The 19,290-nt window shown below is 57.8% G+C and carries 16 protein-coding genes and 1 pseudogene; 5 read left to right on the top strand and 12 right to left on the bottom strand.

The features are described from left to right. Window positions 1–200: 200 nt before the first annotated feature. Together AC1DNW_RS15700 and AC1DNW_RS15705 are read right to left on the bottom strand one after the other, a co-directional pair. The gene (locus AC1DNW_RS15700; RefSeq protein ID WP_477853457.1) at window positions 201–1,217 is read right to left on the bottom strand and encodes a FecR family protein; all 1,017 of its coding nucleotides are present in this window, start codon (window positions 1,215–1,217) and stop codon (window positions 201–203) included. A 117-nt stretch (window positions 1,218–1,334) separates the two neighbouring features. Beyond that, the gene (locus tag AC1DNW_RS15705) at window positions 1,335–2,057 is read right to left on the bottom strand and encodes an RNA polymerase sigma factor (RefSeq protein WP_477836814.1); all 723 of its coding nucleotides are present in this window, start codon (window positions 2,055–2,057) and stop codon (window positions 1,335–1,337) included. A 197-nt stretch (window positions 2,058–2,254) separates the two neighbouring features. Between AC1DNW_RS15705 and AC1DNW_RS15710 the strand changes: the two genes are divergently transcribed. The 4 genes from AC1DNW_RS15710 to AC1DNW_RS15725 all read left to right on the top strand — a co-directional run bounded on the left by AC1DNW_RS15710 (window position 2,255) and on the right by AC1DNW_RS15725 (window position 6,656). Beyond that, complete coding sequence (locus tag AC1DNW_RS15710) at window positions 2,255–2,926, top strand: L,D-transpeptidase (protein ID WP_477853459.1); 672 nt, start codon at window positions 2,255–2,257, stop codon at window positions 2,924–2,926. Window positions 2,927–2,939: 13 nt separating this feature from the next. Beyond that, window positions 2,940–3,476, top strand: a complete 537-nt coding sequence (locus AC1DNW_RS15715) for an OmpA family protein (RefSeq protein ID WP_113307588.1) — start codon at window positions 2,940–2,942, stop codon at window positions 3,474–3,476. Window positions 3,477–3,751: 275 nt separating this feature from the next. After that, on the top strand, window positions 3,752–5,062 hold the full coding sequence (locus tag AC1DNW_RS15720) for a polysaccharide biosynthesis/export family protein (protein WP_113510052.1): 1,311 nt from the start codon (window positions 3,752–3,754) through the stop codon (window positions 5,060–5,062). Between the two features lie 85 nt (window positions 5,063–5,147). Next, window positions 5,148–6,656: an O-antigen translocase gene (locus AC1DNW_RS15725; RefSeq protein ID WP_477853461.1), complete on the top strand. Its 1,509-nt coding sequence runs from the start codon at window positions 5,148–5,150 to the stop codon at window positions 6,654–6,656. A 72-nt stretch (window positions 6,657–6,728) separates the two neighbouring features. Here the strand turns inward: AC1DNW_RS15725 and AC1DNW_RS15730 are convergent, their stop codons facing one another. From AC1DNW_RS15730 to AC1DNW_RS15755, 6 genes are read right to left on the bottom strand one after another with little or no spacing between them, the layout of a single operon-like run. After that, the gene (locus AC1DNW_RS15730) at window positions 6,729–7,943 is read right to left on the bottom strand and encodes a DegT/DnrJ/EryC1/StrS family aminotransferase (RefSeq protein ID WP_477853463.1); all 1,215 of its coding nucleotides are present in this window, start codon (window positions 7,941–7,943) and stop codon (window positions 6,729–6,731) included. Continuing rightward, complete coding sequence (locus AC1DNW_RS15735) at window positions 7,940–8,914, bottom strand: NAD-dependent epimerase/dehydratase family protein (RefSeq protein WP_113296506.1); 975 nt, start codon at window positions 8,912–8,914, stop codon at window positions 7,940–7,942. The genes AC1DNW_RS15730 and AC1DNW_RS15735 overlap by 4 nt, the downstream gene beginning before the upstream one ends. After that, complete coding sequence (locus AC1DNW_RS15740) at window positions 8,911–9,624, bottom strand: acyltransferase (RefSeq protein WP_477853465.1); 714 nt, start codon at window positions 9,622–9,624, stop codon at window positions 8,911–8,913. The genes AC1DNW_RS15735 and AC1DNW_RS15740 overlap by 4 nt, the downstream gene beginning before the upstream one ends. Next, the gene (locus AC1DNW_RS15745) at window positions 9,614–10,717 is read right to left on the bottom strand and encodes a DegT/DnrJ/EryC1/StrS family aminotransferase (RefSeq protein ID WP_477853467.1); all 1,104 of its coding nucleotides are present in this window, start codon (window positions 10,715–10,717) and stop codon (window positions 9,614–9,616) included. The genes AC1DNW_RS15740 and AC1DNW_RS15745 overlap by 11 nt, the downstream gene beginning before the upstream one ends. Continuing rightward, window positions 10,714–11,751, bottom strand: a complete 1,038-nt coding sequence (locus tag AC1DNW_RS15750) for a Gfo/Idh/MocA family protein (RefSeq protein WP_477853469.1) — start codon at window positions 11,749–11,751, stop codon at window positions 10,714–10,716. Before AC1DNW_RS15750 ends, AC1DNW_RS15745 begins: the two co-directional genes overlap by 4 nt. Further along, window positions 11,748–12,254: an acyltransferase gene (locus tag AC1DNW_RS15755; protein ID WP_477853471.1), complete on the bottom strand. Its 507-nt coding sequence runs from the start codon at window positions 12,252–12,254 to the stop codon at window positions 11,748–11,750. The genes AC1DNW_RS15750 and AC1DNW_RS15755 overlap by 4 nt, the downstream gene beginning before the upstream one ends. A gap of 556 nt (window positions 12,255–12,810) precedes the next feature. Between AC1DNW_RS15755 and AC1DNW_RS15760 the strand changes: the two genes are divergently transcribed. After that, window positions 12,811–13,635, top strand: coding sequence for a response regulator transcription factor (locus AC1DNW_RS15760; protein WP_477853473.1), 825 nt, complete (start codon window positions 12,811–12,813; stop codon window positions 13,633–13,635). A 297-nt stretch (window positions 13,636–13,932) separates the two neighbouring features. Here AC1DNW_RS15760 and AC1DNW_RS15765 read toward each other — a convergent pair. From AC1DNW_RS15765 to AC1DNW_RS15780, 4 genes and pseudogenes are all read right to left on the bottom strand, one after another. Next, window positions 13,933–15,761 (bottom strand): annotated as a pseudogene (locus AC1DNW_RS15765) (glycosyltransferase family protein). 4 nt (window positions 15,762–15,765) lie between these two features. Beyond that, the gene (locus AC1DNW_RS15770; RefSeq protein ID WP_477853475.1) at window positions 15,766–16,809 is read right to left on the bottom strand and encodes a UDP-glucuronic acid decarboxylase family protein; all 1,044 of its coding nucleotides are present in this window, start codon (window positions 16,807–16,809) and stop codon (window positions 15,766–15,768) included. A gap of 46 nt (window positions 16,810–16,855) precedes the next feature. Continuing rightward, on the bottom strand, window positions 16,856–18,352 hold the full coding sequence (locus AC1DNW_RS15775) for a sugar transferase (RefSeq protein WP_113296514.1): 1,497 nt from the start codon (window positions 18,350–18,352) through the stop codon (window positions 16,856–16,858). Between the two features lie 15 nt (window positions 18,353–18,367). Further along, window positions 18,368–19,225 carry a WecB/TagA/CpsF family glycosyltransferase gene (locus AC1DNW_RS15780; protein WP_113296515.1) on the bottom strand — a complete coding sequence of 286 codons (858 nt, stop codon included), beginning with the start codon at window positions 19,223–19,225 and terminating at the stop codon, window positions 18,368–18,370. Window positions 19,226–19,290 lie beyond the last annotated feature (65 nt).

Raw genomic sequence — 19,290 nt, forward strand, 5'->3', positions numbered from 1 at the left:
CCACGCGTACCCACCCGCTTGGCACGCGCCGTTGAGCCTTAGAACCCCTACCCTCACTCGCATGCTCACTCTCGTCTCTCCAGTCGTTTGCGCCGATGTCGTGCCCGGCGCTTTCAACGAAATGACGATTGGCTCTCAGAGTTTTTTCAGGGTTTTCGGCTGGAGTGAGCTAAATCTTGATAATTACAGTCAAATTTTTTCTAGAKTCGGCTGACGATGCGCGCGAGCGAGGAGATTGAGCGGACCTTGCCGCCATAAGGTTCGACCAGCGCGCGCAGCGCCTGATCGGGTTGTCTGAGATTGTAGAAGCCCGTGAYGCGTTGGCGGGCAAGCGTAGTGTCGGGAACCGATATCCAGGCGGGGTGATAGCGCTGGATCTGCTCGATCACCGAGGCAAGCGTTGCGTCCACGACGTAGAGTTCACCATTGCGCCAGTTGGCGATCTCGTCGACCGGGATCGTGTCCTTCATCATGACGGCGCTGTTCGGATCGACGGTCAGCAGATCTCCGGGCACCAGCCGTTCGGGCGGGGTCGCAGACGAACCCGCGATGGAGGCTTGAACGGAACCGTGCGCAAGGGCAATGCTGGTCAGCCCGTCGGCGAGCTCCACGTCGAAGGCCGTGCCGAGCACCTCGACGCGGACGCCATTTGCTTCCACCGTAAAGGGCCTGTCCTTGTCCGGCGCCACCTCGAAATACGCCTCGCCGGCAAGAAGCTTGATGCCTCGCCGTCCGTCGCCGTCGTTCAAAGCAATCGAGGTCGCGGCAGCCATCGTTACCGTGCTGCCGTCCTGAAGGGTGATCGTGCGGGTCTCCGCCGTTGACGTTGAATAGTCAGCGCTCAAGCGAAGCATTAAGCCGGGCGCAACGACAAGCCCAAGACAGAGTGCGGCCATAGCCGCCGCTGCCACGGCAACCCGCCGCCACGGTGCGCGATGCCGAGCCGCTGCCGGCTGTCGTATGACGGGTCTGGCCGCCGATCTCGACGCATATTCCCACTGCGATTGCATGGTCGGGACAACCTGCCCCATTGCGGCCCATGTCTTCTGCGTGCGCTCCCAGGCTAGGCGGTGTTCGCGACCGCTGGTCAGCCAGTGATCGAAGCGCGCTTTGATCTCACTGTCTTCTGGCCCTTCGTGCAGGAGAAGGAGCCAATCAGCGGCCGCCTCCAGCGCCTCGTCCGAGACTTCAGGCCTTTTATCTGGTTCGACGGCCATCAGTTCCCAGTCTTTCCTGTAGCCAAACCACGTCGCATCCCCGCTGTTTTACCGCTTCACGAACATTGACGTTTATCTCGCCCGTTTTTTTCACTCGGATTCGAGATTTTTAGCGGATCATCCCATTTTTTTGGCGAATTCGACAATTGCCGCCTTGATCAGCCTGTGGACGCCGGCCACCGAAATGTCGAGGTGGCTGGCGATGTCCTCCATGCGGTATCCGCCGAAGCGATGCATTTCGACAGCGATGCGTGCTTGGTCCGGCATTGCCGAAAGGATTGCGTCAACCTGCCTGACCTGATCGCAGAAGAGCGCGTTTTCCTCAGGCGTTCCCGTGTCCAGGGGAAGTCCCCACCACGGCGTATCTTCCGGGCGAGCGCGCAAGTCTCGCTTCTGGCGCCTGCGCACGTCGAGCGCGAGGTTCCGCACCATGCGGAAGAGATAGGCTTTCAATTTCTGAGGTGTGGCCGCATCTTCCGGCACGAATTTTATGAAGACCTCCTGGACGAGGTCTTCAGCTTCTTCTCGCGAACCGACGATGGGCGTAGCGTATCGAATGAGGTCGGAGCGATGTGCCGCATAGACCGCGTACCGCCGGTCGTCCTCCCTGATGCCCATAGCAATATCCATAAAGAAACGCGGAGACGAACAATCGGCGGCCAGCCAAACGCCGGATTGCAAATTCCGCATATTTCGCAACATGAGAGGTAAACCAAAAAAACTTGACAATTTCCAGCATGTTTTTTCCAGGATTGAATTTGCAGGAGTTTTTAAGTCGAGCGCCGCTTCGACCAGCGACCCGATGCGTGGAACCAGGATCCAGCTTCGCAAAGGCGGCACAGTTCGCGGCCGTCTCCTGTTTATCTCAGGCAATTGGGTATAGCGCCGGTCTCGCGGAGTAACGATCAGAGCAACGCAGCCACCGCATCAACAACTCGACATCGAACTCTAGGGGATGAACAGAGTTTTGTGTTGTGGCAAATGAAAAATCTGATTTACTGGCGCCGCGCTGCTTGGCTTTGAGGGGGATTTGGCCGATGGTGTTAACCCGCAGGAATATTCTGCTTGGTGGATTGGCGTTACTTGGCACCGGCGCGGTACAGAAGCCGGCTTTTGCCCAGGCGGCTTCCTATTTTGCCGGCACCGCCGTCGATAATGGTGTGACATTCAGAGCAACCAACTTCGCCAAGATCGACAAGCAATGGCACCGGCAGGTTGTCAAATATTTCAGTAGCGAGCCGATCGGCACCGTTGTCGTCGATACCAGGCACCATTTTCTCTATCTGATCATGGAGAACAAGACGGCCATCCGCTACGGCGTCGGCGTCGGCCGCGAGGGTTTCAAATGGTTCGGCCGCGCCACGATCGACAGCAAATCTCTCTGGCCGCGCTGGACACCGCCACCGGAGATGCGCAAGCGCCATCCTGAACTGCCCGAATTCGTGGCCGGGGGCTCACCGAAGAATCCGCTCGGCCCCCGGGCCATGTACCTGCATCGTGACGGCGTCGATACCGGCTATCGCTTCCATGGCACGCTGGAGCCCTGGAGCATCGGCAAGGATGCCTCCAGCGGCTGCATCCGCATGTTCAGCGAAGACGCCATCGATCTTTACCAGCGTTGCCCGATCGGCACCGCGGTGCAGGTTCTGCCGCATATTGCCGATCAGGCGCCCGCCGCCGAGGTCAGCCAGGCCACCCCGGTCGAATGAGGAAATCACCCTGATGTCTGTTTTGACCGCATATGCAAGGCACCTTGCCGCCACGGCCATGCTTCTGGCACTCACGGCCTGCACCACCACCGATATCGCTTCCGTAGAGGAACCTGCGGCAGCACCGCTGACCGGCCAGACCAACGATCCCGCGCCCGGTTTCGAGAACGTCAAGGCTGGCAGTGAAGAGGATTTCATCCTCAGTGTCGGCCGACGGATCTACTTCACGCAAGATTCCGCTAAGCTCGACACCGTCGCCATGACAACGCTGGACAACCAGGCTGCCTGGCTGAACAGGAACCCGACCTGGCTGGTCAAGCTGCAGGGATTTGCCGACGATTCCGGTTCGGAGTCGAAACTGAAGACCCTGTCGCAGCAGCGCGCCGATGCCGTTATGGCCTATCTCGTCTCGAAGGGAGTCGACACCGGACGCATGTGGGCCAAGGGTTACGGTGCGGACCGCGAAGTCCGCGACTGCACGCAACGTTCCTGCAAGGTGCAGAATAGGCGCGTCGTCGCCAATCTGCGCACGGAGCGCGATGCGACCTGATTGCAATTTACTACGTCGATCTCTGAAATCCGCCCTCGCCCTCCTGTGATCGTTCGCGAGGCGGAAACTTATGTTCCTGCTCGACTTGGGCGGAAGTACTCTACTCCACTTCATCAATAGTGATGAAGCGAAGCATCCGACCCTCCATCTTCCTCAAGGCTCCGTCTGATTGCACACTGGCGTTGCGGTGCTGGACCTTGCGTCCGGTGTCCGCGCAACGCCTAAAGCATTGAACCTGTATCCGTTTAAGGATGCTTTGCAGGCTGGACATGTAGATGAAGCTATCGTACCGCGTTCCTCGCATCTTCTTTCGTGCGACGTTTGCCATCAGTGCGCTCGTATTTCTTGCCGGACCCGCGTTGCCGGCGCTCGCCGATGACACGCCCTTTACCCCGCAGACCAAAATCCGCCTATCGATTGTCCAGTGGATGCCATCCAAAGGCCAATATGAACGATGGGATGCGCTTGGCGGCGAATACACCGTCTCGGATGACGGCCAGGTCTTTTTGCCCTTCCTTGGACCTCTTCCCGTTGGCAATCTCGATAACGCCAGTCTCACAAACGAGATTGCCAAGCGCCTGCAGGCAAAAATCGGATTGGTTCAGGCACCCGCAGTAACCATCGAAATTCTCGAATACCCGCCAATCTACGTCGTGGGAGACGTAACCACGCCCGGGGAGTACAAATTTCGCCCCGGACTGACCGTCCTGCAATCGCTCGCGCTGAGCGGCGGCCCGCTCCGCGCCAAAGGTTCGCAGCAAACGGAGTCTATCAAGCTCGCAGGCGAATTGCGCGAGATCGATCACTCCATCCTGCGCGCCACCGCGAAATTATCGCGACTCCAGGCCGAAATGGATGGCGCGAAGGAGATTACCTTCGATCAGACGACCGGCGCCGACCAGCAATTTACCGCCGGGATATACAACGAAGAAAGGATTATCTTTCAGGCTCGTGCAAGTGCGCTTCAGAGGCAGTCAAAGGCGTTCACGGAATTACGTGATCTTTTGACCACGGAAATTTCGACGCTGGAAGAGAAGCTGACGGGCGCAGACGATAATATCAAATCTGTCGAGGACCAACTGACCAGCGTTAAGTCCCTGGTCGAGAAAGGCCTCACGCTCTCTTCAAGGCAGATGGACCTGGAGCGGTTGCTGACGACCTACCGTTCCGACAAGCTCGACCTGGTCACCGCCATCATGCGGGGCCGGCAGGCGATCAGCGAGACAACGCGAAATCTCGAGGGACTTTCCGACACGCGCCGGAGCGAAGTGGCGACCGAAGCGCAGTCTGAACGGGCAAGTCTCGATCAGTTCAAGATGAAGCGCGAGATGACGCAGAAGCTGCTCCTCGAAGACCTTGCGAGCAATGACGGCGTCAAGAGCTCCGGCGAGGAACTCCCGCTTACCTTTAGCGTGAGCCGTCGGAACGAAGGACAAATCAATCAGTTCCAGGCTTCGGAAACGACAGCATTGGCGCCGGGCGATGTGGTGAGAGTCGTTCAGCCTCGTATTTTGGATAGTTCATCTGAGATCGACCCCGACCAATCTCCCAAGAGCCAGACGCTCGCAGACCGGGCCAGCCAGTGACCGGCGAAAAGCATGTGTGCGATCAAGCTTGCTGCGAGGTAGCCTCGTGCTCCCGGCCCATAAGGCAAACGGCTAGGGGGATCTGATGACTTTGCGCATGACCCCGCCAAGTGGCCATACTTATACCCAGATCCTCAAATCGACGATACTGATGGGCGGCTCCTCGCTGGTGAACGTCGCGCTCAGCATCGTCCGCAATAAGGCCCTGGCTGTCCTGCTCGGGCCGGAAGGTCTGGGACTTATCGGCCTCTACGGGTCGATCATCGATATGGCACAAGCGACCGCTGGTCTGGGAGTGAGCGGCAGTGGCGTACGCCAGGTCGCAGAGGCTGCCGGTACCGGCGATGCAGAGAGGATCGCACGATCGGCGACAGTCCTCAGGCGCATATCGATGGTGCTCGGGCTGCTTGGTGCGCTCTTGCTTGCCGCGCTGGCGTTTCCGGTCTCGAATTTCACCTTTGGCGACTACCGGCATGCCGGCGCGATAGCGCTGCTCTCCCTGGCCGTATTTTTTCGCATGGTCTCCGCCGGGCAAACTGCGTTGATCCAGGGCATGCGGAACATTAGAAATCTTGCCCTTATCAACGTGCTCTCGGGGCTCTTCGGCACGGTAATCAGCATCCCGCTGATCTATCTGTTCGGCGCACCGGCGATCGCACCGTCTCTCGTCGTGATTGCAGCTGCTTCAATCCTTCCCACTTGGTGGTACAGCAGGCAGATCAGCACGCATCCTGCGCCAATGTCAGCGCGCCAGTTCGGTCGGGAAGCAACGGCTTTGCTCAGGCTCGGCTTTGCGTTCATGGCAAGCGGGCTTCTGACCTTCGGCGCCGCCTATGCTATCAGGATCATCGTGCTGAATGAGGGGGGCGTTGCTGCGTCTGGGTTGTATCAGGCGGCCTGGGCGCTTGGAGGTCTCTATGCGGGCTTCATCCTGCAGGCGATGGGCACGGACTTCTATCCGCGCCTGACTGCAACCGCAGAAAACAATGCCGAGTGCAACCGGCTGGTCAATGAGCAGGCGGAAATCAGCCTGCTGCTGGCAGGGCCCGGTCTGCTCGCCACCCTGACCCTGGCACCGCTCGTGATGAGCTTGTTCTATTCCGCGGAGTTTCATGGGGCGGTGGAGCTTCTGCGCTGGATCTGCCTGGGAATGCTGCTCAGGATTGTCGCCTGGCCGATGGGTTTCATCGTTCTGGCTAAGGGTGCGCAGACGATCTTCTTCTGGACAGAGGTCGCGGCGACGCTGGTGCATGTGGGGCTGGCGTGGCTCTTCGTGTCAAAGTTCGGCACGCCAGGGGCCGGCATGGCGTTTTTCGGCCTCTACGTCTGGCATAGTATCCTGATTTACGTGATTGTGCGGCGGTTTACCGGCTTCCGCTGGTCGGCCGCCAACCGCCGGCACGCGCTGCTCTTTCTGCCCGCCTCGGGATTGGTATTCTCTGCCTTTTTGATCTTGCCTCGATGGCCGGCGATGGTGATCGGCTCTCTCGCCGTGGCGCTCACAGGGCTCTACTCGCTGCGCATGTTGGTGGAACTGCTTCCGCCGGAGTCACTGCCCGCAATCGTCAGAGGATGGATCACGAAATCCGCGTAACAAATAAGCGCGCATCAGACGATGCGCGCTGGGCCTTGCATAATCTAAGCTCTGCAGCATGCAGATACTGCATCAGGCAAGAGCGACGTCGCGATCGTGCTGTAAGATAGGGCGTCCATTGATGGCTTCAGCAAGAGATCCGCGAAGTGCCTCAACAACMCTTGCGATGTCTGACTCCGTCATCTGGACATAGAGCGGCAGGATGATCGTTTGCTGCTGCGCTGATACGCTTCGCATCAGGCTTGTGGCAGCGCGATGGGAGCTCTGGTCGGAATAGGCTCCCTCCAGATGAATGTTCATTACACCGCGCCGGGTCGAGATTCCATGATCGAGCAGTGCCTGCATAACTGTCCGCTGGTCGACAGCATCAGGCAGTCGCACGCAAAAGCTCTGCCAGTTGCTGCGCGCCCAATGCGGCTCGACCGGCGAAAGCCCAGGAATCGTGGATAGGCCCTCGCAGTACTGCTCGGCAAGCCGTCTGCGCTGCGCAATCAGCCCCGGCAGCCGCCGTAACTGTTCCCGTCCGACGGCGGCCTGAAGGTCGGTCATACGGTAGTTGTAGCCCAGTTCGTCATAGTCTTCGAAGATCACCTGTTTCGAGCCATGACGAACGGCATCAGTGACGCTCATGCCATGCTGTCGCCACAGCCGGAATTTTCGATCATATTCGGGATTGGCGGTGGTCAACATGCCACCATCCCCTGTCGTGACGACCTTGCGAGGATGGAAGGAGAAGCAGGCAATGTCGCCATGCGGTTTGCCGATCTTTTCCCAACGCCCGTCCCACAGAATTTCGCTTCCCGTCGCGCAGGCTGCATCTTCGATAACCGGGAGCTGATGGCGCTTGCCGATCTCCACGATCGAGCGAAGATCGCAAGGCATGCCAAGCTGATGCACGCAGAGGATTGCCTTGGTGCGGGGCGTGATTGCCGCTTCGATCAGGCTGGCGTCGATATTGTAACCATCCGCCTCGATATCGACGAAAACCGGCACTCCACCGCAGTATCGCACGGCGTTCGCGGTGGCGATGAACGAATGGCTGACCGTGATGACTTCATCGCCAGCACTGACACCGACCGCCATTAAGGCGAGATGAAGCGCGGTCGTGCAGTTGGAAACGGCGCAGGCATGCGCGGCGCCGACAAAGGCCGCGAATTCGGTCTCGAAAGCGGCGACTTCCGGCCCTTGCGTCACCCATCCTGACAGAATAACGCGGCGCGCAGCCTCGGCCTCCTCTTCGCCAAGAACGGGCTTGGCGACTGGAATTGTAGATGGTGACGGGCTCATGCGGCTTGGCCTCCTGCTGCAGCGGTCTTCGACTGCCACCATGCAACAAGGTCGCGAAGCCCCTGCTCCATCGATATTTCCGCCTTGAAGCCCAGGAGCTTCTCGGCTTTGCTGATATCGGCAAGACGACGGGTCACACCGTTGACCGTGCGGGCCTCTTTGTGCTGCGGTTCGAGCGAGACACCCATGATGCTGCTCAGCATCTGCGCGAGCTGCAAAAGGCTTATTTCCTCGCCGCTCGCGACATTGAAAACTTCGTCCGTGACATCGCTCTTCGCAGCCAGCAGGTTTGCCCGCGCGATGTCGCGTGCATCGACGAAATCCATCGTCTGGCTGCCGTCTCCGTAGATGAGAGGTGGCATTCCGGCCGCCAGACGCTCCATCCAGCGGATCAGCACTTCGGTATAGGCGCCGTAGACATCCATTCGCGGCCCATAGACGTTGAAATAGCGCAATGCCACATAGCGCAGGCCATACATCTCCGCGAAGCTGCGAAGCAATCCTTCGTTGAACGTCTTGGCCGCGCCGTAGATCGTCCTGTTATTGTAGGGATGATGCGCTTCGGTGGTCGGAAAGCTCTCGGCCAATCCCAGCACAGAGGCCGAGGAAGCAGCAACGACCTTCGACACACCTGCCTTGACGGCGGCTTCGAGAACATTGAACGTGCCCTCGGCCAGAACATCGAAGGCGAGCCGCGGATCTTCCGCGCATTGCGTAATGCGGATGGCCGCCTGATGAAAGACGATGTCGACGCCCTCGAAGGTTTTCGCAAGCAGTGCTCTGTCGCGGATATCTCCCTCGATGATGTTAACGGATCCACTGGCTATTGCCGTGCTGAGATTGTCCCGGCGTCCGCGCACGAAATTGTCGAGGATAATGATCTCACGCGGTTTTTCCGATGCGACGAGATCGGCAATATGCGAACCGATCAGACCGGCACCGCCGGTAATGAGTACCCGTTTGTTTCTCATGATCTTCCCTCACGCGACATGTTCGTCATCGGATCATTCTCCGAACGCCAACGTATGAATTTTGCAGGTACACCCGCAGCAACTGAAAACGGTTCGACGTCGGAAACGACAACTGCCCCCGCTCCAACGATAGCCCCCTTCCCGATGGTCACGCCGGGAAGAATGGTCGCATTCGTTCCGATATCGGCCTCTGCACAGATGCGGACAGGCTTGATTTCAAGATCCGTGCGAATGATCGGCACATCCACCGGCAGTGCCGTGTGGGTCGAGCCAAGCACCTTGGCGCCAGGCCCCCACCCGACAGAATCCTCGATCACCAGATCGCGCGCGTCGAAATAGGCCATCGGGCCGATCCAGACATTGTCGCCGATCACGCAAGTGCCATCGTAGCGCCCCTGGATATAGGCCTGGGCACCGATGAACACCCCATTGCCGATTTCGAACGTTTCCGGGTGTTTGAAACCGGCACCGCCTGCGACCTGCAATCCCGTGCCGCAACTGCGCGCTATCGCTTGCCAGATGGCTTTCCGCATCATGGTGTCGACGACACCATCACCCGTCGCGAAACGACCGTAGAGTTCGATCAGGCCAGCGCGCCCGTATGATTGCCTGAGCTCTTCGGCCAACCCGGCTTGGTAGGCAGGATCTACCGGCCTTCCATGACGGCCGTGGACCGCCTGCACGACCCGGGCCTCGCGATTAGCTGRCATAAGCGTACTCCAGCGCGGCGGCGACCTGATCGACGTGCCACGCCGGCATCTCGGGATAGATCGGCAGCGAGAGGACCTCCCGTGCGGCGGCTTCCGAGATTGGGAAGTCGCCAGCCTGGTAACCAAGGTCGGCATGCGCCTTTTGCAGATGAACTGGGATCGGATAGTGCAGCCCAGACTGAATGCTCTCCGCGCTCAGTACGCGCTGAAGCGCATCGCGATCGCGACTTCTAATGGCATAGACGTGGTAGACGTGGCGCCGGTCGGTGATTTCGACAGGTGTCCTCAAATTTGCCGAACCGCCAAGCAGCGACGAGTAGCGGCGGCCATGGGCACGCCGTGCTTCTGTCCAGGCTTCGAGATGCCGAAGCTTTATGCGCAGGATCGCACCCTGAATGGCATCCATACGGTAGTTGAAGCCCTTCAGCAGATGGTGATAGCGTTGTTCCTGACCCCAGTCGCGCAGCATGCGCATCGCCTTGGCCTGATCGTCGCTGTTCGTGACTACGATACCTCCCTCGCCGCAGGCGCCGAGGTTTTTTCCCGGATAGAAGCTGAAGCAGCCTGACGTGCCGATGCTGCCAGCGCGCGCGCCTTTGTATTGGGCACCGTGCGCCTGGCAAGCGTCCTCGATGATCGGTATGCGGTAGTGGTCAGCAACCGCCTTGATCGCGTCCATATCGGCCATCTGACCGTAGAGATGGACGGGAATAATGGCCTTGGTTCGGGGCGTGATCTTTGCCTCGAGCTGAGCCGGATCCATCGTGAGCGTCACGGGCTCGACATCGACGAAGACGGGTCGTGCGCCTGCGTAGCAGATCGCAGATGCGGTCGCCACGAAGGTAAATGGCACGGTGATGACTTCATCGCCGGAGCCGACGCCTGCAGCGAGAAGCGACAGATGCAGGGCACTCGTCCCGGTGTTGACGGCTATCGCATGTCTGACGTTGCAATAATCCGCGAATTCCTGCTCGAAGCGGGCGACTTCCTCGCCCAGAATGTATTGCCCCGAGGCCAGGACGCCGAGCACGGCGGCGTCGATTTCGTTCTTGAGCGATTGATATTGTGCTTTGAGGTCCAGAAAGGGGATCATGCAATGCGCCTMGCCTCTTCGAGCTCGATGATACGACCGCGCTGGGCGAGCGACCGGCTCGCTGCTTCAAGGGTGCGAACGACACGCAACCCGGCCTGGCCGTCCGTAATGGGGCGCGAATTCTGCTCGATGCACTCTACGAACTGATCCAGTTCGCGTTTCAATGCTTCGGTCATATCGAGCTTGGGCGCCCACATGTCGCCGCTGCGGTAGCCGACCATCATCTGATGCACCTTCTCGCCGTARGCCTGAGAATTGGGGTTCAGCGTGATGCCCTTGTCGTAAACCTTGATCTTTTCGCTGGGCTCCAGATCGTCGTAGACGACCATCTTGTTGCTGCCGCCGATCAGTGTGCGGCGCACCTTGACCGGCGCCAGCCAATTGACGTGGATGTGGGCTATAAGCTTGCTTTCGAAGAAAAGCGTCAGATAGGCGATATTCTCCGGTTCGCCGAGCACATGGCTCATGCCCGTCGCTGAAACGGCCACCGGCCTTTCCTGCACAACATGGTCCAGGATGGAGAGATCATGCACCGCGAGGTCCCAGATGACGCTCACATCGTGCTGGAAGAGGCCCAGGTTGACCCGAACCGAGTCGTAGTAATACATGTCGCCCAGGCCGCTTTCGACCAGTTCGCGCATCTTGCGGACGGCGCCGGTGTGGACGAAGGTATGATCCACGGCCAGCACGAGGCCTCGGCGCGCGGCCTCGTCGACCATGCGCGAGGCCTCCTCCGTCGTCGATGCCATCGGTTTTTCGACGAAGACATGTTTTCCGGCCATCATAGCCTGCATTGCGAGCTTGAAATGGGTTGAGACCGGCGTTGCAATGGCGATTGCGTCCACTTTCGGATCGCGCAGGACTTCCTCGAAATTATCGGTGATCGTTATTGCGGGGTAGCGGCTTTTAACTGCCGCCAACCGCTCCACATTGAGATCACAGACCGAAATGAGCTGCGCGCCGGCCGCTTCCGAAATGTTGCGAACCAGGTTTGGCCCCCAATAGCCATATCCAACAACAGCAATACCGATCATCGCATTCCTCCCAACGTTTGCATGTTGACTGACCGGTCATGAACGCGACCGGTGATCCTGGCCGGTACGCCGGCAACGATAGCGCCGTCAGGCACGTCCTTGGTTACGACCGCACCGGCGCCAACCTGCGCGGCCTCTCCGATGGTCACGCCAGGCAGAATGGTGGCGTTGCTGCCGATCGACGCGTGGCGCTTGACCAGAGTGGGGATGACAACCCAGTCGGCTTCGGTCTGCAGACTGCCATCGGAATTGACGGCGCGCGGATAGGTATCATTGGTGAACATGACCCCGTGGCCGATAAAAACGCCTTCTTCCAGCGTCACGCCTTCACAAAGGAAGGAATGGCTGGAGATCTTKCAGTCTTTCCCGACGAGGACGTTTTTCTGGATTTCAACGAAGGTGCCGATGCGCGTGCCGGCGCCGATCGTGCAGCCGTAGAGATTCACAAGATCTCGATGATGGATGACGCAGCTATCATCCAGCTTGACGTTCGATGCAATCATTACGCATGCACCCCTACTCTTCAACAAACCCCGATTTCCAGATGAAACCGAACAATCATATGATTGCGCCCAAGGTTTCATCGCGACGGGACAACTATTTCTTCCCATTCAAAGAGAATTGTTTTTGTTATCTGAGTAAAGAAACAAAACGTCGAAGCTTATTCACCTAAAGACGTATCTACTTAGGACGACGTACGCCGAAGTTCATAGCCCGCGATCAATTTTGGTGGTGGAGCAAATCCGGATTTGACTCAGTCATACGCCGGCGGCCGACATTATTTTCATGCGTTTAGCGGCTCGATCCGTAGCCGGGGTGCAACGTAATCAACCATTCGGCGAACGGCTTAGTATCGTATAAGTTTAGATCAAGAATTACGTCCTCTTTACACCTTCCGATGGAACTAATGTGGGCATTTAGCCTATATTAGCTAGTTTAACATCACGAGAACTGTGGTATTGAATTCCTACTTTAGTGCTTCCAAACCCTCATATCTGAAGGGCTTGAGTGTTCGATTTTGTTGAGGCGTAGGGAAACTCGGCTGGGGAGGATGAGGCAGTGAATTCAGCGCTAATACCAAATTTAGATCTTAGACAGGAAAATGTAGCTCTTCCACTTAAGGTAGAGAATAGTTCAGCGGCATCGACCTTGCTGTCGGGGCCAAAGCACTCTCTCATGATCCTGGATAACCGTGAACTTGATCGGCAATGCCTGGCGCAATGCATGGCGGCCCACAAGACGGATTTACTTATCCTGGCATTTGGAACGGTTGAAGAGTGGAAGCAAAAACGCGACGAGTATCCGCCGCTTTCGGCAATCCTCTTGAACATTGGCGGCAAAAAAATCGACGATCCGGCCGTCTCGGAGCAAATCAGTAGCCTTTCGTCGGAATTCGGGACGATACCAGTCATCGTACTGGCTGATAGCGACGATTTCACCCAAATCGTGCGGGCGCTCGAATTTGGAGCCAAGGGCTACATAMCCGCCTCGGTCAGCGTCAGCGTCTGTATGGAACTGATCGCGCTGTCAGTGGCGGGAGGCGTTTTTGTGCCTGCGAGCACCCTATTCGCCATGCGTCATTTGCTGGAGTCCAGCAACTCGATCGCTCGCCCGTTGGCCGGCATATTCACGGATCGTCAGGCCGAAGTTGTAGAGGCTCTCCGGCGCGGAAAGGCGAACAAGATCATCGCCTATGAGCTCAATCTGCGGGAAAGCACCGTCAAGGTTCATGTTCGCAACATCATGAAAAAGGTAAAAGCAACCAACAGAACAGAGGTCGTGTTCAAGATAAACGATCTCTTCAAGGAAAGTATTACCGCCCCCGAAAAAAGCAGAGACCGAGCAGATGCTATCGGACGATCAACTGTTGCGTCACATCACTAACGCGGTCTTGACCTGAGCCATGCTCGGCGGCGCAAAGCAAAATGCGCCGCCGAGGCACGATCTGGCACCAGGGCGCCAAAGCTTGGATGTGATCGCTCAGCCTGCGAAGGTCGCCATGTGCATCTCCACTTCCGGCTTTGCCCTACACGCAATAGCCCACCGCTGATTCTTCCTCGCCAATTTCCCTGGCTCGGCCTAGACTGGGCAGCCGCCTGTAGTCCTTGGGGTTGGCGGGCTGCTGAGCTCGTCTTCCAGAATAACTCAATGAAAACATGTCGTTTAAGCAATTGCCAGCGATCACGAAGGATGCCTGGAAAGCGCCGTTCGGATCCTGCGCAACGGGATCCGCTGCGAACGGGAGATCAGACCCTTTGCAAGATGCCAAAAATATCGAAACTCCGGCAGTGGTGGCACGTTTGGCCTCAAGTGATTCAAGCGCAATGCGATCATCATCTGATCGACGCCTGAGTACAACCGCTGGCGCCAGCCAATATCAAGTCCGTGATGTCTAGACGCTGTACGATCGCCGGTCTCGCTTTCTTCGAAGGGACCGTGACGAAAAACGTTCGCAAGATCTGGCTGCTGACAACGATCGAGAATCTCGGCGAAGCATGCAAGCCATTCGTGATCGCTTCGTCTGGGAAGCCGGTGAATGCTCTTTCGATCTGTGGCCGACAGTTCTAAGGCCGGCCGATTGTCTTCTCGACGGTCTCGATCGAGGACGAGGCGCGCACGCCTGAGTTCGTTATGGGATAGGGATGGATAAAAGTCCTGCAATCGCCGCGCTTGGAYGAGTTGGCCTTTGCAGACCAACGCGAGAAGGAAATACGCCCATTCGACCGGATCCGGGGCGGCCGCCCCGTAGTCGATCATCGTTACCTTGATTAAGCTCACCAGAAGCTTGTAAGCGCGATCGGCATCGCCCTCATGCAAGGCGCAGATGGCGAGACCGAATTTGGCTTCGGGCAGGTAGGAAACGTAATCCAAGCAGCGCGCGTAGCAGTCCTTGGCCTCCTCGAGTTTACCCTGCTCAAGAAGCAAATCGCCTTGCTTCAGTAAAACGCGGTCGCTTGCCCGCCCGGCTACATGGATGCTTCCCCGCTGGGAGATGCGCTCAACTTTTATAAGGTCGCCGAAAGGCCCGGGCTGAATGATTTTTTCCCCGGATCGCAGGCCGCTGTTCAATATGAACCACTGATATATTTGTGGTCTGTGATTCAGAGTGTGGCGCGAGTGGACCAGATTATAGCCGGCCGTCGAGATGCGCTGTATTTCAGCTGGATGAGCAAAGAGGTATTCCAATCGTTCAACCACGTCGTACTGGTCGGTGAAGATGCAATTCTCCATGTCGTTAAAGCCAGCCGCCTGCAGTGCTGCCGTCCGTTCCGTCACGAGACAGGTGTTCGCCCCTGGAATCTCGAAGTGTTTGCGCACGACCTCGCCGGCCATGGTTCCGCATGTGGGCACGACGAGGCTCGCGTTGAGGGCGCGCGCATAGGCCTCTCCTGCCAGCAACTGGGAGGCAAGTTTGCTCTCATAGGTATGCTGAGGCGAAGCCAGGCAGGGATATCGATCGCGGATGATCGGAAAGACCTTCTGCCGCCAGGGGTAAAGGCCATTGACCTGGCCCGTGAGCGTGACCGGTATGATCTTGTGCTGGTGATAGTCTTGATAGACTTCGGGATCGACGAAGTTTGGCCAGACGAACAGGTTGTCCTTCAGCTCCGGCATATATTCCGGAGCCAGGGTCGCAATCGAGAAATATGTCTCGATGCCCCATTGCTCCATATCGGAAAGGAAACCACTGCGCCGGTCGCACCATGGATCGGCGTTATGAAGACCAAGCTTCGGAACGCCGATATGGGCATCGGTGTTGATGATTCTTATCCGCCGTGAACCCTGTGACCGGTAGCCGCTTTCAAACAGCGTCAGATCCGCTGGCATCTTTCGCATACCTCCGCATAGTCGCAGTCGCGGTTTACGACGACGACATCAAAGTGTGTGCCGAGGCATTTGACCTGCTGCTGCATATGCAGCAGCAGGTAACCGGACGCGTTCGCATTGGGTTGGTGGTCCCATTGAAAGAAAACGAGCCTTGGTTTGCGATGATTGGCGTTGCTATTCATATCCCTAACGAACGGCTTCCTGAACAGGAAGGCCAACGGCCGKAACAGGCAGGTGCGTGTAAGCCGTTTGCGGGGACCTGACGTCAGGCATGCTCCTGGATCCAAGGGAAAGCTTCCACTCGAAATAAGCGATCGTTCTTTCGAGCCCTTCCCGCAGGTTCACCGTCGGCTGCCAACCCAGTTCCTGCCTTGCGCGGCTGATGTCCGGCTTGCGCTGCGTCGGGTCGTCGATTGGGAGAGGATTGAAGACGATGCCTGACTTCGATCCAGTCATTTCGATCACCATCTCAGCCAGTTCCCGGACCTGGAATTCTCCCGGGTTGCCAAGATTGATCGGGCCTGTAACGCCAGCCGGCGCGCCCATCAGGCGGATAAAGCCTTCGATCAGATCGTCCACGTAGCAGAACGAGCGCGTCTGCGTGCCGTTGCCGAAGATGGTGATCGGCTCGTTTCGAAGCGCCTGAACGATGAAATTGGAAACGACGCGGCCGTCATTGGTCTGCATGCGCGGCCCGTAAGTATTGAAGATCCGCGCCACCCGGATTTCCACGCCGTATTGACGATGGTAGTCGAAGAACAGCGTTTCGGCGCAGCGCTTGCCTTCGTCATAACATGCTCGCGGGCCGATGGGATTGACGCTGCCGCGATAGTCCTCCGTCTGCGGATGGACTGCCGGATCACCATAAACTTCGCTCGTGGAGGCCTGGAAAATCTTCGCCTTGGTGCGCTTGGCGAGGCCAAGCATATTGATGGCGCCGTGCACGTTGGTCTTGACCGTCTGAACGGGATCGACTTGGTAGTGGACTGGAGATGCCGGGCAGGCGAGGTTGTAGATCTCGTCAACTTCCACATAAAGCGGGAAGGTAATGTCGTGGCGAAGGATCTCGAAACGGGGGTCGTCGAGAAGATGCAGAACGTTGTCGCGCGAACCTGTGTAATAATTGTCCACGGCGAGGACGTCATTGCCCTCTCGCAAGAGTCTTTCGCACAGGAATGATCCCAGAAATCCGGTGCCACCCGTAACCATAATTCGCTTCTGTCCGTGCATTGATGTGCTCCGTTGTTGATGTTTGCCTCGCAGGACGAGGATGAGGTCAGTAGGCTCCCCTGCGCTTGAAGACCGCAGGGATTGTGCTGAGAAGGATGTGCCAGTCGAACCACAGGGACCGGTTGTCGATGTAGAACTCGTCGAGTTGCTGCTGCAGTTCGATATCTGCACTGCTTCGTTCGGATATCTGCCAGAGGCCTGTCAGGCCCGGTGTTACCGAGCGGCGCTTGTCACGAAACTCACCGTCCATCGCCAGGAGGTGGTATTCGGGGAAAGGACGCGGCCCTACGAAGGCCATCTCGCCTGCAATGATATTCACCAGCTGCGGGAGCTCGTCAAAACTCGACGAGCGCAGAAGATGCCCGATGACAGGCAGGACGCGAGGATCTTCCTTGAGCTTGAAATGGGCCAACCATTCGGCCCGCATGGCGGGGTTCTCTCGGAACAATGCTTCGAGGCGCTCTTCCGCATCCTGGTACATCGTCCTGAGTTTCAGGACGTGCACCGGCTTGCCGGACAGACCTTCCCTGGCATGTCTGAAAAAGACGGGACCCGGATCGATGGCATAGATTGCGGCCGCAGCAATCGCAATAAAGGGTGCAACCACGATCGTTGCAGGTATGGCGATCGCGAGATCGACGATCCGCCGGACCAGATCCGAGCTTAACGACTTCTCACCATTGGTGAGGCGAACGCCGATCTCCCCGCCGACATCTGCAGGCCGCAATCCACTTACCTTGAGGCTCGGCGTATCGGACAGAAGGATGACTTCGGCGAATTGTCGGCGAATTGCGGCCAGATCGGCGATCAGCGAACCTGTGTCGCCGGCAATCAGGGCGATGGATGGCCCGCCGTCCGGCGATACGTCTGGTGCATCAGAAGAATAGGGCTCCGGCTTGATGCCATACTGCCAATGATCCTTGAAATATGCCATCAGCGCGGGGATATGATTGCTGCCCCCGATGATCACCGCGCGCTCTCCCCAGATTCCAAGCCTCCGGCACAGGCCTCGTGCGAGCCAGTGCGTGACAGGCTGGACAATCAGCCCGAGGCCAAGGAAGCCAACGATAGCAAGCAGCAGTCGTTCCCCTTCCGGCAGCAGGACTGCTCCGAACGCCGCGATGACGGCCACCTTGACGGAAGCTGTCGTGCGACGACGCAGAAGTTCGTGGTCGTGAAGCCGATATCCGGGATAGAGCCGAGCCGACGCATAAAGAAGGATCGCCGCCAATGCTGCGAGGGCGAAAGCGCGCTCCAGTACCGTTCCTTCTGAACCAGTGGGAAGAAAGGGCAGAAGAGCAAAATAGGCAATCACATAGCTCGCGATGTCGCCGCCAATTAGGAGTGACGATGTTGCAAGCCGAGGGAGCGGGCGCCGGAGTGCGGCCGACATATTGAGCCCTGTCTGCCTTGAAGGATCGACAGACTTGGCGTTCGCAATGGGTGGAACAGAGCTTGCCGAAACTGTCCGCGAGGCTGTGTCGCTTGTGCCGATTGCCTTCGGCGGAGCTGATGGCATTGCTGACGGTGCAAACGACGACATAGTGGTTTTACTCCTTTACAGCCTTTGTCTCGACGCACCTGATCCGGAAACCGCGTCTTCGATCGGAAACTCCCGAAGCCCCAACCTCTGAAAGGCAGTCAGTGAGATGAAAGTCGGCACGACGAGCGCATAGCGTCGCCACAGCCGTCGTGGCTCGCATAAAAGACGGAACGCCCACTCGAAGCCGCTTCTTTGAATGACCCTCGGAGCTTGCCGTTTGAGGCCGGCGTGAAAGTCGAATGCAGCTCCGACTCCGATGAGAACCGAAGCGTCCAGACGGTCGCGCATGCGCGCCATCCAGAATTCCTGCTTGGGACTGCTCAGTCCGACCCAGATGATATCCGCGCCTGACCGATTGATCCGCTCAGCAACATCCGTTTCCTCTTGCGGCGAAAGTTCGCGAAAAGGCGGCGCATAGGAGCCGACTATCCGTGCTTCCGGGCATTTTGCGATAAGTCGAGCCTGCAGCTGCTCCAGCGTCTTGGCCGTCGCACCGTAGAGGAAGTGACGCAAGCCTTTGGATCTGCCGGTCTCGAAAACAGATAACATCAGATCCGGTCCGTAGACCCTGTCACTTTCCACATGGCCAGCATGTTTCAGCGCCCATACCAACGGCATGCCGTCGGGAGTTACCAGGAATGCGCGGTTATGTATGGACCGAAGCTCGGGATCTTTTTGACACCGCACGACGCCGTGCGCGTCGCGAACGCACACATATTCTTTCCTGCCGTCTTCAATCGCCTTTTCAATAAGTCCGGTCGCGCTTTTGAGATTGACTGCCGAAATTCGAACACCAAGTACATTCGTCCACTTCAGAGAACCCGTTGGATCAAGGACTGACGTTTGGTTTCTGTCTGCTGGTGAATTTCTCATGACCTACGCTTTTGCCAACTGAAACTGTTACCAGAATATGCTGGCAAGACCGTTGCCTCCATACT

Source organism: Rhizobium sp. 05L429 (assembly GCF_056397645.1).

What these genes read in the sequence shown, in the direction of transcription:
- AC1DNW_RS15780 (WP_113296515.1), bottom strand. Translation starts at nt 19,225, where the DNA reads ATGAGAAATTCACCAGCAGACAGAAACCAAACGTCAGTCCTTGATCCA.
- AC1DNW_RS15710 (WP_477853459.1), top strand. Translation starts at nt 2,255, where the DNA reads ATGGTGTTAACCCGCAGGAATATTCTGCTTGGTGGATTGGCGTTACTT.
- AC1DNW_RS15775 (WP_113296514.1), bottom strand. Translation starts at nt 18,352, where the DNA reads ATGTCGTCGTTTGCACCGTCAGCAATGCCATCAGCTCCGCCGAAGGCA.
- AC1DNW_RS15720 (WP_113510052.1), top strand. Translation starts at nt 3,752, where the DNA reads ATGAAGCTATCGTACCGCGTTCCTCGCATCTTCTTTCGTGCGACGTTT.
- AC1DNW_RS15735 (WP_113296506.1), bottom strand. Translation starts at nt 8,914, where the DNA reads ATGAGAAACAAACGGGTACTCATTACCGGCGGTGCCGGTCTGATCGGT.
- AC1DNW_RS15715 (WP_113307588.1), top strand. Translation starts at nt 2,940, where the DNA reads ATGTCTGTTTTGACCGCATATGCAAGGCACCTTGCCGCCACGGCCATG.
- AC1DNW_RS15725 (WP_477853461.1), top strand. Translation starts at nt 5,148, where the DNA reads ATGACTTTGCGCATGACCCCGCCAAGTGGCCATACTTATACCCAGATC.